Consider the following 13184-nt stretch of genomic DNA (forward strand, 5'->3'; position numbering starts at 1 on the left):
TGTCCGCCAAGTGCGGTGTCACCGCCGACCCGGCCGGCGGCAAGTGGGTGTGGTCGCGCATGCACCCGTAGCGGCTCCGAGCCCGCCGTCACGACCAGAGCACCGGCCCCCAGACGGCCCGAGGAGTACGCCCGCACCAGCAGTCCAGCCATGCCCCCGACGCGAGGTAGCACGAAGATGACCACCATTGACATCGAGTCACCCGGCAGATTCACCGAGATCGGCACGGACTACATCGGCGGTGCCTGGGTGTTCACCTGGGCCGGCACCGGCGCCGCGATCAGCGCGGCCGAGGCCCCGACCACCGCAGCCGCCACGATCGCCCGAGCGGTCGGAGCCCGTCCGTGATGGGAGCCGGCTTCACCCAACTCGCACGGCTGTTCCTCCTCTTCGGAGCGGTCTGCCTCCTGTTCGGAGCCATGGCGGGTTACGTGCTGGGGCCGGGCCTGGTGCACCGAACCCGCCGCCTGATCCGGAGGCTGCGCCATTGACTTCCTCCCCGGCCTAAAGGCGGGGGATTCCAACCGTCGCCGGTTGGTCTTCATGCTTCGAGCCCGACACCGCCGCCCAGCTCATCATCGGCGAGGTCGACAACCTGCTGGACCTTGGGGCCCAGGCCACGTCCGTGCTGATCCGGCCGTCCGGGCAGGTCAGGGCCGTCCAGCTGCCTCGTCGGCCGGACCGAACGGCGTGCGGGCCGGGCTCGACGGCTTCTACGCCAGCGAGCGGCGCAAGCTGCTGGTGGTCTTCGAGATCCCGGCGATTCCCGCGCTGGGACTGGCCGAGGTGGCGACGCTGGAGCCCACCTGGGTGGAGCTTCCCGCGCTCAAGGAGCACACCGTGACCGTCCCCGTGCACGTGAACGTGGGTGCCGGGGGACGAGGCGGCGGGTCGCGTCCCAGATCCGGTGGTGCGCACGGAGGTCGCCTACTTGCGGACGCAGCAGGCCAAGCGGCGGGCGTCCGCTCATCTGTCGAAGGGCGACACCAAGTCCGCGCTCCGCGAGATCGGTGACGCCCGGTTCGCCGGCCTCAGGCTCTGCGCTTCTGCTCGATCCAGACTCTTCCTCCCAGGACGAAGGTCATGATCCCTACGCCCACGAACGGATAGAGGTAGCGAACGTCCACGACCAGCGGCACAGCCACCATCACCACGGCGACCAGCGCGATCATGGCGAAACGCTTCGCCTGAACCTTCATGTCGTCGTTCCCGGGCGACCTGCTCATCACGGCATGCACGACCAGGGCCACGACGGTGGCAAGGCCCAGCATCCCCGGGATCGCGAACCAGAAGAAGGTGTCGCTGATGATGGTGAGCACCAACGCGTAGGAGACGACGAAGCCCCCCGCCAACACGGCGACCTTCCGCAGCGGACCCCGCTCCTTCGCGCCGGTCTTCCCGGGTGAAACCGTGGGCTCCTGCAACGTCCCCTCCCGGCCGCCACGTCCAATGATCATCGTGATCGTCCAAGGTAGGGGCGTCGGGCCCGGGATGGCCACACCCGACCACCGGCCCGCCTCGCCGAGCAACGAACCCCGTCCTCCGAGCCGCAGCATCCCGGCCGTCTCATGGACGGGCATGTGTCGATCAGGGCGGTACGACCGGCCTCGAACATCGCTTTGGTCTACCAAAACCACGGTCGGCCGACGAAAATAATGAACCACGGGGGCTGTAGCAATCAGTACGCGTAGCCCTACAGTGCGGAGCCATGGCACATCCTCCCCCATACGGCCATAGCCCCCACAATCCTCCTCCTTACCATCAAGAGCCCCATAATCCTCCGCCGTATGGCGGAGCAGACCCCGTATCAGCGTCATCCCGGCGCCCAGCGTCGCCGTGACGGTGCCAGGACCGTGGCCAACGTGGTTCACGTGGTCACCGGCATCATCGTGTCGATCTTCCTGCTGCACATCGTCTTCGTGATCTTCGGCGCGAACCAGGGCAACGGCTTCGTCCACGGCATCTACAACGTGGCCAAGGCCCTTGTGCTCGGCCTGGGCGACGTCTTCACCCCCGACGACGCCACACTCGGGGTCGTCTTGAACTACGGGTTCGCGGCGCTGCTCTACCTCGTCATCGGCCAGCTCATCGTCCGCGCGCTGAACCGCCCCTGACCGCACCAGAGCAACGGCGACGAGCTCGCACTAGGCCTGCCCGCGGTCCAGGACCTCGTCCCATTCCTTGATCGTCCAGCTGGACACGACACCGTGGCGGACGAACGGATCGCGGCGGATGAACTCCTCCGCCGCTTCCTGGGTCGTGAAGACGGCCATCGAACCGTCCGCCTGCGGGTCGGCAAAGGTGCCGATCATCAGCAGGCTGCCGTCCGCGACGTACGTTTCGTAGTGCGCGACGTGCTCGGCGAAGAACGCGGGCGCCTTGGCCGCGACATCCTCGGCCGACTCGTAGAAGACGACGTACTTCATGAGCAATGACCTCCGATGCCCGCCGATCGCCGTCCTTCCCCTGCAACCCTTATCCGCAGCCTATGCACGCCACCTGACCGGGGCATCACGCCGCTGAGGACGGCCGGCGTCGCCCGCCGGGTCCGGCCCCGCCGGCACCGCGCGCACGCGTGTGCTCCCCGCACCGCCATCGCGCCGGAGAAGGATTTCGTAATCCCTTCGTCTCACGAGGTAGTCATCGATCTGGCTGCCCAGCTGCGTTGGCCCGGCCGGGCGGACGTATCGCGACCCTGTTCTCTGCCGGGTTCGGGTGTGACGCCGTTCTGCGCCTGGACGTCCTCAACGATGGGACGGCCGTGGGCACATTCGCCGGATCGGCCGACTACATGGTGATGCGTGCTCAGCGCCTCGCCCACGGGTCGGCCCGATCATGGGTGCAAGCCGTCCAGAGGGACGTCGAGTAAGCCGCACGGGCCTGGACCCCCGCTCACTCCCCTACGGCCCGCCGAGCGTCGACCCTGCCGTGGCCGTCCTGTGCCGGGCGTGGTCTCAAGGTTCTACTCCGACGCCACCGGAGCGATCCTGTGGGTCCTGGACCGCGAATCCCACCATGGCTCGTGGGCCTCAGTCGACTACGAGACCGAAGCCGCCTACCTGCAATGGCTCAAGTGAGGACGCCCCGACATCACCCGCTCCGGCATCACCGTCACACCCGACAAGCAAACGATCTGGCTGGACGCTCTAGCCAATCCCGTCTGACGCACAACAACCGGCGCCCTGCCCCGATCACCCAGCCGGGGCAGGTTTTCCAGTGCCGCCACTCATCGGTGTCCCCGATGGGGTACGGGTGGACGCGCTGATGTGCGGTTGCAAGGCCCGGACGCAGTGCCGTCGATACGATCGGAAGGCGTTGGTTCCCCGGCTCGCATGGCGTCCGGATGTGGACCTGTTCCCATGACTTGCCTTGTCTCGTTACCCGGTTACGTTGGTCAGGAGTTCCCATGGCGTCACAGCAGTTCGACCCCCCTTCGGGCACCCGCGACTTCCTCGCCGGTGCGCTGCGCACCCGCGAGCACGTCTTCGCGCAAATCCGCGAGGTGTTCGAGCGGTACGGGTTCGAGCCCCTGCAGACGCCGGCGTTCGAGCGCCTGGAGACCCTGACCGGCAAATACGGTGACGAGGGCGACAAGCTGATCTTCAAGATCCTGCGCCGCGGGGAGCACGAGGCCACCGGCGAAGCGGACCTCGCCCTCCGCTACGACATGACAGTCCCGTTGGCCCGGGTCGTCGCGAGCTACGGCTCACAGCTACCGACACCGTACAAGCGCTATGCGATGGGGCTGGTGTGGCGGGCCGACCGTCCAGGCAAGGGACGGTTCCGCGAGTTCGCACAATGTGATGTGGACGTGGTCGGTTCGGCGTCGCCGCTGGCCGACGCCGAAGTGGTGTGCGCGCTCACCGACGCGCTTGACGCCGTCGGCGTGCGCGACTACCGGGTGCTGGTGAACTCGCGGCAGGCACTGTCGGGTCTGCTGGAGGTTTATGGCGTTCCCGCCGAGCTCGGCGGCGGCGTGCTCATAACCTTGGACAAGCTCGACAAGCTCTCACCCGACAAGGTCGCGGCCGAGTTGGTCGACTCCCGGTCGCTGGCACCTGACATCGCCAATGCGCTAGTGGGTGACCTGACGGCCGCCGATGCCGTAGAGCGCATGCAGACAACGCTGAAGGACAGCGAGGCCGGACGTGCGGGTCTGGAGGAGATCGGCCGCCTATTGCGATTGGCGTCCCCGAAGGTGGGCGATGACCGGATCTCGTTCACTCCGAGTCTGGTCAGGGGCTTGGACTACTACACCGGTGTGATCTTCGAGGTGGTCGCCGAAGGCATGCCGGGCTCGATCGCCAGCGGCGGCCGCTACGACCGGCTGATCTCCGCACTCGGGGGCCCGGACGTGCCGGCCTGCGGCGGCTCTCTCGGTGTCGAACGGATCATCGGCCTGCTCGGCGACGACGAGGGCGACGCGCACCGGATCGACGTCGCGGCAACGGTGATCGCCGAGGACACCGCACCTGAGGTCATGGGTTTCGCCGCACGACTCCGCGACGCCGGCCTGCGTACGGAGGTGTACCTGGGCGCCAGCCGCAAACTCGCCAAGCAACTGAAATGGGCCGCTGACCGCAAGGCGCGGTTCGCGCTGATCTATGGGGCCTCCGACAAGGAGGCGGGGGTGGTCACGGTGCGGGACATGGATTCCGGAGAGCAGGCCCAAGTCTCACCCGCCGAGCTTGCCGCGTATCTCACCGGGAGGTGCGCGCCGCCGAGGTAACTCCACGATTGGAGCGATGGATGGGTGTGCAAGGGGATCGCATCTTCGCCGCGATCGAACAGAGGGGGTTCCCTGACCCCTGGTCAGCCTTCGGGGAGTGCCTGTCATGGGAATCGGCCTACGCGGTGCAACTCAAGCAGGCCATCGACCAGGCCCGTAAGGGCACCAACGCCCAACTCGGACGGGACATATCCGTCCTCTTCCAGAGGAAGACCGCCAATCTAGCCGACGCCCGCAAACTCCTCGACGACGTGCTCATCGAGTACGACCGGAACGGAACCTGGCAGATGTTGCACGAGCGTGTCGCCCGTCTGGACATCGACGATGTCTCCGAACGCTGGGCCAAGGGCCTCGTCGAGCATCCCTTCCCCATCGCCCTGCTGTCTCTCCAGTTCAACTGGCGCTACATGAAGGAGCACGGCGTCCGCGCGTTCTACGAGATGACCGCGCGCTACGTCGATGACCTCATCGCAAACACGGACCGCTGGGAACGAGCATGGGCAGCCGAGGAAGCAACCGGCGCCATCGACCGTGTCACCACGGTCGAATGCGACCTGGCCTCCGAGGAAGCCCCCATGCACTGCGACATCTGCAAGAAAACCATCACCGCACTGCTCTACCTGGACGAGTAACCATCCGAGCCGGGCCCTTCCTCTTCTCCAGCGGAAGGGCCCGGCACCATAGTGCTGCATGCGAGCGGTCAGCCGCGTCCAAGGGTTGGCGGTTCGTCACGGGTCTCATCACGTCCGAACTTGTCACAACCGGCTCGCCAGACGCCGCACCGGGGAACCACCGGGAAACTGGCCTATTGTCATAGATTCACGCGGCCGGCCGGCGGGCCAACGCCCCACCCGGTCCTGCCCGTCAGCGGCGGGCCGGTCGATCACCATCACCTCGACGCGGCACCGCTTGCTTCAGTGAGATCGTTCCATGACCCGGGAGGCGGACTGAGGACCATCCGAGTCAACTTGATCACACACCAGCCGAACGCACTTTTCCCAACTCCACCGACAGCGACTCCGATGAGGCAGGGACCAGCGTGCCGAGGACGAGCGCACCTTGCTTCGTCCCCCGCTTCGTTACAAATCGCGGGTCGAGGATGTTGTTCACCTTGCTGATCATCGACATCCGGATCGTCTGTACAACCTTCTTTGCCCATGGTGGGGCCGTGCGACCGATCCGTGGTTCCATGGTCACAGTTCCAAAAAAGTCTTCTACAAGAGCGACTAGCATCAGAAGTGTGCGTCGCTCGATATCTTCAGGATCAAGCCCCTGTATTCCGGCCACTGACAGCGCGTACAGCACCGAGGCTTCGAAGGAGGCGGGCAAGTCGACCACGGCGGCTTGCATCGCCGTATTCGCCCCGGCCGCTGCTGCACCTTGAGTCGCTCCAGCGATTACAGCAGCGCCGAAGGAGAATTTGTCCATGTAAGCGATAAGCTCTGCGAGAGTCTTGTCATGGTGAACCCGCCGCAGACGTTTGACGTTCGCGACCGCCAACGACAGTTGACTCTCAAGCGCCCCATTGAGGCGCGTCTTGAGAAAAGCAACAGGGTCGAACTCATTTAGCGCCGAGCCGCTGGTTGTATTGGCGGCTGGGCGTGAACGGGTGGTCAACGTGCCGGGTCGCCGCTGAAGCCGTCTATCCGGGGCAGCTTCGCCTCGATCGCGTAGTGGATTTCGACGTCGCGGTAGGTGACGTGCTCTTCGACCTCGTCCGGCAGGTTGGTCCGGGTGCTGCCGGACGTGGACTCCACAGCGGCGTCACCGGTGAACACCACCCGGTTTTCGGGAGCGGTGTTGAAGCGGAGTTCGTCGGCTTTCACCTTCGCCGAGAAGCGGATCTCTATCGGCTGTTCGGTTCCGGACCGCTCGTCGCGACTCATTTGGACGACCCGGCGTAGTTCGAGAGCACGCGGAGGAGCGCCTTTCCCAGGTCCCGCACGGACTCCTCGGCCTCGCGGAACGCGTCCCGAGGAGCCGTGACCTCCGTTTGCTCTGTGTCAGAGGCGTTCTGCTCGTCCTCGTCGCCGGTGTCCTTGGTCTCCTCCGCCGGGCTCTCGGACTTTCCGGCCTCCTCGCCACCGGCGCCCTCGGTTGGCCCGGGGCTCTCGTCCTTCCTGGCCTCCTCGCCGCCGGTGCTCTCGGTCTCTCCCGCCTCCTCGCCGCCAGCGCCCTCGGTTGGCCTGGGCTTCTCGGGCTTCTCGGCGTCCTCGTCGTCGGTGTGCTTCGGCTGGTCCGCATCCTTGGGCTGCTCGGAGTCCTTGTCCGGCTTGGCGTCTTCGGGGGGTTCGGCGGTCTTGTCGTCCGTGGCGCCTCCGGTGGTGGCGGCGACCGTGTCTCCGGCTTCCTTGCCCAGGTCTTCGGCTGCCGCGCCGGCGCCTGAGCCGACGTCCTCGACCGCGCCTCCAGCCCCGGAGCCCACGTCCTTCACCGCGCCGCCGGCACCCGAGCCGACGTCCTTCACCGCGCCCCCGGCTCCTGAGCCCACGTCGCGGACGGCGCTTCCGGCGCCCTCGCCTACGCTGTCGACGGCTCCGCCAGCGCCGCGGCCCACGTCCTCGACGGCGCCGCGCGCGCCTCGGCCCACCTGGTCCACCGCGGTTCCCGTTCCGGCGCCGACGTCGCGGACCGCCGACTCCACGCCGCGTCCGATGTGCTGGAGGATCTCCGGGTTGCGGTCTAGCGTGGTGAGCACCCGGTCGACGATCACGACCACGTTGTCCAGTCGGACGTCGAGGAGCGCCTGAGCCTCGACCCCCTTGATCCCCAGCTCGACCTTGCCGAGGACGACGTCCGCGCCCACGTTCAGCCGCAGCAGGTCGAGGACCTCCGCGGACAGCGAGACCCGCGCCCGCAGGTCCTCGACCTCCAGCGTGATCTCGTCCACCTTGAGCTGCGGGACGTCCAGGTGGACGTCCGGCCCCTCACTGCCCATCGGTACCCCCGCACCTCTGGTCGGGCGTCACTGTGCAATCGTCTCGCTCCCCGAGCAGGGCGGGCGAAAACGTCGCCGCGACGCCGGGTCAGGCTTCGGCGCTCGCCGGTTCACGGTCCTTTGACTCATCCTGGGACTGGTCATGTGACTCGTCCTGGGGCTGGTCCTTCGACTCGTCCTCCGCCTCTTCCTGTGGCTGGTCCTGTGACTCTTCCTTGAGGGCGTCCTCGTGCGTCTTGACGACCTCCCCGTCGCGGATCTCACCGCGCCAGCCCTCGGTCTCCTCCTGGTTCAGGAGCGTCCGGGTCATCATGTGCCGCTTGATGTTCTTGAAGTCGAGTCGGAGGCGGCGTCCCTGGGCGCGCCACAGGTTCGCGGTCTTCTCGAAGAAGCCGTCCGGGTGGTATTCGGCCACGAGCAGGACGCGCGTCATGGTGGGGGCGAGTTCGTGGAAGGTCACGGCCCCGTCGACGAAGCCCTTGGCGCCCTTGGACTTCCAGACGATCCGCTCGTCCGGGACCTGCTCGGTGATCGTCGACTCCCAGCTGCGGTGGGACAGGAAGATCTGCGCCCGCCAATTGATCTTCTCGTCGGACTCCTGCTCGACGCTCTCGACCTTCTTGGTGAAGCTCGGGAAGTCCGCGAACTGCGTCCACTGGTCGTAGGCGACGCGCCGGGGCAGGCCGACATCGAACTCCTCGACGATGTTGACCACCTTGGCGTTGTCGGCGCCCTTGCTCTTGCCGTCACCGCCGCCGCCCACGGCCTTCTTCACCTTCTCCTTCACGCCGGTCATGCCCGCGCCGACGCCGGCCTTGAGCGGCGAGTCGCCTTGAGCGATCTTCTTCGCCCCCGTGGCCGCCATCTTCGCGCCGGTCCCTCCACCGGCGTCCGCGGCGTCGTTCAGCCGCTGGGTCAGGCCGTCCACGCGGCCGCTGGCCTTCTCCAGCGTCTTCACCATGAGCGCCTGGCCGAGCCCCCGGACGGCGTCCTTGAGCTGCTCGACCGGGAGTTCCGTGGGTTTGGCGCTGCCGTTGTCTCCGGTGTCCGTCCCCGTCACGGTCACCACTTCGCTTCCTTGTTGACGTCTCTCTGCCTCGGACCCCCCATAGCCCAAGAAGCCCGGACGAAACGAACAAAACGACCACTGACCAGGGAAAAGGAAAGATCTACCCGCCGCATACGCGGAGCAGGCCGTCAGAAGGTGACGGCGACCTTGCCCCGGGCGTGGCCGGGCTCGATGTAGCGCAGTGCTTCGGGGATGTCGGTGAACGGGAACGTCCGGTCGATGACGGGCGTGACCTGTTCCTTCTCCATGAGTTCCGCCAGGTATTGGAGGTCCGCGGAGTTGGGCTTCCAGCTGACGCCGGCGATTCGCTGGCTGACGAACGGGGAGGTCAGGGCGCCGCGGAGTTGCTGCGCGGCGGGGCCGAGGAGCCGGCCGCGGGCCGCGGCGATGCCGCCGACGAGCACGAGCGTTCCATGCGGTGTCAGGGGACGGCGGAGCCGCGCCAGCGACCGGTTGCCCACGATGTCCATGAGCAGGTCGTATCGCCCAGTCCGTTCGGTGAAGTCCTCGCGGGTGTAGTCGATGACGTCGTCCGCGCCCAGGGAGGCGACGAGTTCGACGTTGCGGGTGCTGCACACGCCGGTGACCTCGGCCCCGAGCGCCTTGGCCAGCTGGACGGCGAACGTCCCGATCCCGCCCGACGCCCCGTTGATGAGGACGCGCTGCCCGGCGGAGATCCGTCCCTCATCCCGCAGCCCTTGCAGCGCGGTGTGCGCGGCCATCGACACCGAGGCCGCCTGTTCGAACGTGAGGTTGGCGGGCTTGGCGGCCAACCTGTCCTGCGGGACGGCGACGGCCTCGGCGAACGAACCGAGCCGGACCTCCCCGAAGACCTCGTCCCCCGGCTGGAAGCCAGTCACGCCGTCGCCGACCCGCTCGACGACGCCGGCGAGATCGGCGCCGAGGATCAGGCCGCGCTTCGGGCGGCGCAGGCCGTTCGCGAGCCTCGCCAGCGCCGGGTCGGCCCGCACGTGGCGCCAGTCGTAGGGGTTGACGGACGCCGCCCGCACCCTCACGAGCACCTCGTTCCGGGCGATGCCGGGTTCGGGGACGTCCTTGAGGGTCATGACGTCGGGCGGGCCGTAGCGGTCCCAGGTCCAAGCCCTCATGGTCGCCGCCCTCTCGATGTCCGTCGTACGCCGTAAGGTTGTCATACGTCGTAAGGTAATCGTACGGCGTAAGGCGGTCAAGGGCGGCGGCGGAGAAGAACGCGAAGGGGACCGGCGGGCTCAGGAACCGGCGGCGCGGCGCCGCTCCAGCCCTTCCAGGATCAGGTCGAGCGCGAACTCGAACTCGAACTGGTCGTCGCAGAAGCCGAGCGTGCCGTCGGGGTCATCGTGGACGGCGACCTCCAGCATCCCGACGATGTTCGGGAAATGGTCGCCCATCTGCTCCATCATCGCGGCGGCCTCGGCGGTCGAGATCCCGGAGGCGTCCGGCCGGAACAACTCCTGGGTGAACCCGAGAGCGCGGCTGCCCAGGACGTGCAGCGCCCGGTGGGCCAGGTCGAACGAGAACCCGCCCGCCCGCAGGATGCCGACGACGCGGTCGTAATAGGCGATGACCAACGGGCTGGTGGTGCTGCGGGACTCGAGTACCTGCGGCGCCCACGGGTGGCGCAGGAGGACCTCCCGGGCGGCGAGGATCCGTGCCCGCAGCGCCGCCCGCCAGTCCTCTTCCGGGGCCGGGGCATCGACCTTCTCCACCGCCGCCGCGATCTCCCCGAGGACGACCTCGACGACCCCGTCGAAGACGGCGTCCTTGTTGGCGACGTGATGGTACAGCGACATCGCCTCGACCCCGACCTCCTGCGCAAGCCGGCGCATGGTCAGCGCGTCGAGGCCCTCCCGGTCGGCGAGCCCCACGGCGGCCCGGAGCACCCGCCGCCGGCTCAGCGGAATGCGCGGCTGCTCGGCCGACTCGTCGGCGTCGCCGCCAGGGATCATCGATCGTCCTCCCGCCCATCGCACCCGTACACAGTAAGTCTCTCGCCTACCTGCGCCATGGGCGGGACCGGAGAAGCCGTCAGCTCAGAAGATCTTCGGCCTTGTCGATGACGGCGGCTCGCTGGACCCAGCGCTCGAGCTGGTCGGTGTCCGTGCAGTTCTCAACACGCTCACGAACCTCGTTGGGAACGGCGATCCCACGGGCCTTCAAAACCAGCAGAACCGACTTGGCCTCCCCCTGAACCTTGCCCCTGGCGATGTGGTTCTTGGCGAAGTCCGATTCCCACTCGTAGTCGGCGATCTTCACTGTCTCCTCCAGGAGCTTGCGGGCGGTGTCGGAGAATCGGGCCCTCAGATAGTCATGGTATAGCTCGCCGGTGTCCCCGGAGAGGCGGTCGATGGCGGCTGCCACGCTGGTCAAGACCGCTTCGGCGTGTGGTCCGTCGGCGTGGGCGGGGGCGCTGAGCACGGCGAGTTCAGGCAGTCGGCGGGCCTGGGCGGGGTCGGTGACGGGAGGCAGCATCCCGGGGTGGAAGGTCAACGGCCTGAGCACCCATTCGGGGTGGCCCATGTCGATCGGTTCGGCGCAGCGCCGAGCGCCCGCCTCATTGCGGCAGAAGACCAGCAGGGTCGCTCCGCACCAGTGGCGGAGCCGGAACAGCGCCACGTAGGCGGGCCAGCTGAAGTGCTTCTCCTCATCGAACTTGAGCTGGGACTCCACGATGATGCCGTGGCTGGGCTTCTTGGGGTCGTCCAGGAGGACGGTGGCGTCGCAGCGCAGCTCGGCCGGGTTAAGGCCCGCGAAGGACTCCGAGGTCACCGTCGCCTTGCCATAGCTGTGCGGCATGTCCAGCCCGAAGACGGTCCGCAATATCTCGGGGGCGAGCTGCGGCTGGTTGCGGACCATCTCCAGCGGCAGCTCGTGATCGGTTGACGGCATGGTGGCCAAACTAACAGTAATCAAGTCCTCGCATAGCGTTAAAGGCGCCTGAGTGCAGGCTATTTGACGACCTAGTCAGGACGGACCGTTTTCCCTGGTCGGAAGGGGTGGGGCGCCACGTCGGGTTTGCCGGGTGGCTGCGACTTTTGTGGGGCTAGATCTCCAGGGCGCCGCGGGGGTGGCCGTGCTCGCGGCCGCAGGCGGTGAGGGCGAGGACGCCGTGGCCCCGGACTTCCGTCTGGCGGCCCAGGGAGGACGGGTCCACCGAGGCGCGGGCGGCGAAAGTCGTGGCGTGGCACGGGTCGGGGATGCCCAGTTCGGCCTTCAGCCGGTTGTAGCGGGCTCCGAACGCCTCGCTGTCGCCGATGTCGATGCCGTCGAAGGCGTCGTCAGGGAACGGGTCGATGTGCGGGAGGACGTAGCCCTCCTCGGCGGGGTGGGGCCCGCCGATCTGATCGTCCTCTTCGTAGATGTCGTAGTAGCGGACGATCTCGCCCTTCTCCGCGACGCACCAGGCCGTCCAGTCGTCGCCGCAGCTCGCGCCGTACCAGTGCGCCTCGCCGAAGCGGGTGCTCAGGGTGCGCCAGTGGTCCATGAACTGGTCCTGCTCGAAGCTCTCGGCGGAGTGGAAGGGGTTGCCGAAGACGAGTGTCCAGCCGTCCAGGCACGGGGACACGTACAGGCGGCGGCAGGCGTGGTGGGCGGAGTCCCAGCCGTGGTGGTCGCCGTTCCAGGCGGACGCGCCGAGCCGCATTGTGACGGGTTCGGGGTCGGTGAGGTCGAACGCCTCCAGGACGGCCTTCTGGTCCCCGGTCGGGACGGCGAACCAGGTGCCGCACAAGTGCATCGGCTCGGGGACCTCGGCCGCCTGCTTGACGCGGATCAGGCGGCGGACGGCGGCCAGGTCGCGGTCGTCCAGCCCGGCCGGGCCGGCGACCTCGGCGAGCGCCGTGAGCGCGGGCCGGCGCAGGCGTCCCGCCGTGGAGGAGCGGCGGATGTCACGGAGGAGCGGCACCACTCCGGGGCCGAGCTCCGGGAGGGCCCAGATGGCGCGCTGCCTGACGTCTGGGTCCGGGTCGTTCAGGAGGGCGATCAGGTCTGGAGCGTGCGGGAGGGCCGTTTCGCCTTTCAGCTGGAGCGTGTAGGCGCTGTTCGCGCGGACCCGCGGGCTGGGATGCCGCAGGCCGGGGACGAAAGCTGAGATGTCGTCTATTTCAAGGCCGCTGTGAGCCCAGCCGCAGCGGCGCGCCACCTCGGCGGTCGGAGCCGTGGCCATGGCCTCGATCAGCGGGTCCAGGGCGGGGCGTCCGATGCGGCGCAGCACGGTGGCGCTGGTGGCCCAGTCGACCGGGGAGTCCTCGTCGCAGAGGACATCCAGGACGGGACGCACGGCCCGGGCGCCGAGGGCCACCAGGGCATCGCTCGCGGCGCGGTGCCCTGGGCCGGCCAGCCGCTTCACCAAGGTTTCGATCTTCACGGCTGGATGATGGCATCACCCGGTGACATGCAGGATTCCGTGTGCGCCGGATTCGCCGTGGCGCATGTCGTGGTCGACGAACGGG

General features: G+C 67.8%; 15 protein-coding genes. 5 read left to right on the top strand and 10 right to left on the bottom strand.

Annotated features, from left to right (window positions below; all coding sequences use genetic code 11):
* Positions 1 to 177: 177 nt before the first annotated feature.
* Positions 178 to 348: a hypothetical protein gene (locus ACIWVC_RS32035; RefSeq protein WP_396452819.1), complete on the top strand. Its 171-nt coding sequence runs from the start codon at positions 178 to 180 to the stop codon at positions 346 to 348.
* Positions 349 to 1031: 683 nt separating this feature from the next.
* On the opposite strand, the gene ACIWVC_RS32040 is transcribed toward ACIWVC_RS32035, so the two are convergent.
* Positions 1032 to 1580, bottom strand: a complete 549-nt coding sequence (locus ACIWVC_RS32040; RefSeq protein WP_396454985.1) for a hypothetical protein — start codon at positions 1578 to 1580, stop codon at positions 1032 to 1034.
* Positions 1581 to 1853: 273 nt separating this feature from the next.
* Between ACIWVC_RS32040 and ACIWVC_RS32045 the strand changes: the two genes are divergently transcribed.
* Positions 1854 to 2114 carry a hypothetical protein gene (locus ACIWVC_RS32045; RefSeq protein ID WP_396452823.1) on the top strand — a complete coding sequence of 87 codons (261 nt, stop codon included), beginning with the start codon at positions 1854 to 1856 and terminating at the stop codon, positions 2112 to 2114.
* Positions 2115 to 2144: 30 nt separating this feature from the next.
* Here the strand turns inward: ACIWVC_RS32045 and ACIWVC_RS32050 are convergent, their stop codons facing one another.
* Positions 2145 to 2426: a YciI family protein gene (locus ACIWVC_RS32050; RefSeq protein WP_396452824.1), complete on the bottom strand. Its 282-nt coding sequence runs from the start codon at positions 2424 to 2426 to the stop codon at positions 2145 to 2147.
* A 522-nt stretch (positions 2427 to 2948) separates the two neighbouring features.
* Here ACIWVC_RS32050 and ACIWVC_RS32055 point away from each other — a divergent pair.
* From ACIWVC_RS32055 to ACIWVC_RS32065, 3 genes are all read left to right on the top strand, one after another.
* Entirely contained in the window at positions 2949 to 3077 is a 129-nt protein-coding gene (locus ACIWVC_RS32055; protein ID WP_396452826.1) for a hypothetical protein, read from the top strand.
* Between the two features lie 329 nt (positions 3078 to 3406).
* Positions 3407 to 4729, top strand: coding sequence for a histidine--tRNA ligase (gene hisS, locus ACIWVC_RS32060; protein ID WP_396452828.1), 1323 nt, complete (start codon positions 3407 to 3409; stop codon positions 4727 to 4729).
* Positions 4730 to 4749: 20 nt separating this feature from the next.
* A complete protein-coding gene (locus ACIWVC_RS32065; protein ID WP_396454986.1) occupies positions 4750 to 5361 on the top strand; it encodes a hypothetical protein in 612 nt (203 codons plus the stop codon).
* Between the two features lie 340 nt (positions 5362 to 5701).
* On the opposite strand, the gene ACIWVC_RS32070 is transcribed toward ACIWVC_RS32065, so the two are convergent.
* From ACIWVC_RS32070 to ACIWVC_RS32105, 8 genes are all read right to left on the bottom strand, one after another.
* Positions 5702 to 6346 carry a hypothetical protein gene (locus ACIWVC_RS32070; RefSeq protein WP_396454987.1) on the bottom strand — a complete coding sequence of 215 codons (645 nt, stop codon included), beginning with the start codon at positions 6344 to 6346 and terminating at the stop codon, positions 5702 to 5704.
* Positions 6343 to 6615 (bottom strand): hypothetical protein, encoded by a 273-nt coding sequence (locus ACIWVC_RS32075; RefSeq protein WP_396452956.1) that lies wholly within the window; start codon positions 6613 to 6615, stop codon positions 6343 to 6345. The genes ACIWVC_RS32070 and ACIWVC_RS32075 overlap by 4 nt, the downstream gene beginning before the upstream one ends.
* Positions 6612 to 7619 (bottom strand): hypothetical protein, encoded by a 1008-nt coding sequence (locus tag ACIWVC_RS32080; RefSeq protein ID WP_396454988.1) that lies wholly within the window; start codon positions 7617 to 7619, stop codon positions 6612 to 6614. Before ACIWVC_RS32080 ends, ACIWVC_RS32075 begins: the two co-directional genes overlap by 4 nt.
* A 136-nt stretch (positions 7620 to 7755) precedes the next feature.
* On the bottom strand, positions 7756 to 8736 hold the full coding sequence (locus ACIWVC_RS32085; protein WP_396452959.1) for an SRPBCC family protein: 981 nt from the start codon (positions 8734 to 8736) through the stop codon (positions 7756 to 7758).
* A 128-nt stretch (positions 8737 to 8864) separates the two neighbouring features.
* Positions 8865 to 9845, bottom strand: coding sequence for an NAD(P)-dependent alcohol dehydrogenase (locus tag ACIWVC_RS32090; protein WP_396452961.1), 981 nt, complete (start codon positions 9843 to 9845; stop codon positions 8865 to 8867).
* A 120-nt stretch (positions 9846 to 9965) separates the two neighbouring features.
* Entirely contained in the window at positions 9966 to 10682 is a 717-nt protein-coding gene (locus ACIWVC_RS32095; protein ID WP_396452963.1) for a TetR/AcrR family transcriptional regulator, read from the bottom strand.
* A 79-nt stretch (positions 10683 to 10761) separates the two neighbouring features.
* A complete protein-coding gene (locus ACIWVC_RS32100; protein WP_396452965.1) occupies positions 10762 to 11622 on the bottom strand; it encodes a hypothetical protein in 861 nt (286 codons plus the stop codon).
* Positions 11623 to 11776: 154 nt separating this feature from the next.
* The gene (locus ACIWVC_RS32105) at positions 11777 to 13099 is read right to left on the bottom strand and encodes a HEAT repeat domain-containing protein (protein WP_396454989.1); all 1323 of its coding nucleotides are present in this window, start codon (positions 13097 to 13099) and stop codon (positions 11777 to 11779) included.
* Positions 13100 to 13184 lie beyond the last annotated feature (85 nt).

Origin of the sequence: Actinomadura sp., assembly GCF_044508335.1 — a bacterium.
GTDB lineage: Bacteria > Actinomycetota > Actinomycetes > Streptosporangiales > Streptosporangiaceae > Spirillospora.

Bases quoted from the DNA above. Each gene is read 5' to 3' on its own strand.
- ACIWVC_RS32040 (WP_396454985.1), bottom strand. From the start codon at position 1,580: ATGCCCGTCCATGAGACGGCCGGGATGCTGCGGCTCGGAGGACGGGGT.
- ACIWVC_RS32100 (WP_396452965.1), bottom strand. From the start codon at position 11,622: ATGCCGTCAACCGATCACGAGCTGCCGCTGGAGATGGTCCGCAACCAG.
- ACIWVC_RS32095 (WP_396452963.1), bottom strand. From the start codon at position 10,682: ATGATCCCTGGCGGCGACGCCGACGAGTCGGCCGAGCAGCCGCGCATT.
- ACIWVC_RS32075 (WP_396452956.1), bottom strand. From the start codon at position 6,615: ATGAGTCGCGACGAGCGGTCCGGAACCGAACAGCCGATAGAGATCCGC.
- ACIWVC_RS32065 (WP_396454986.1), top strand. From the start codon at position 4,750: ATGGGTGTGCAAGGGGATCGCATCTTCGCCGCGATCGAACAGAGGGGG.
- ACIWVC_RS32090 (WP_396452961.1), bottom strand. From the start codon at position 9,845: ATGAGGGCTTGGACCTGGGACCGCTACGGCCCGCCCGACGTCATGACC.
- hisS (WP_396452828.1), top strand. From the start codon at position 3,407: ATGGCGTCACAGCAGTTCGACCCCCCTTCGGGCACCCGCGACTTCCTC.
- ACIWVC_RS32050 (WP_396452824.1), bottom strand. From the start codon at position 2,426: ATGAAGTACGTCGTCTTCTACGAGTCGGCCGAGGATGTCGCGGCCAAG.
- ACIWVC_RS32035 (WP_396452819.1), top strand. From the start codon at position 178: ATGACCACCATTGACATCGAGTCACCCGGCAGATTCACCGAGATCGGC.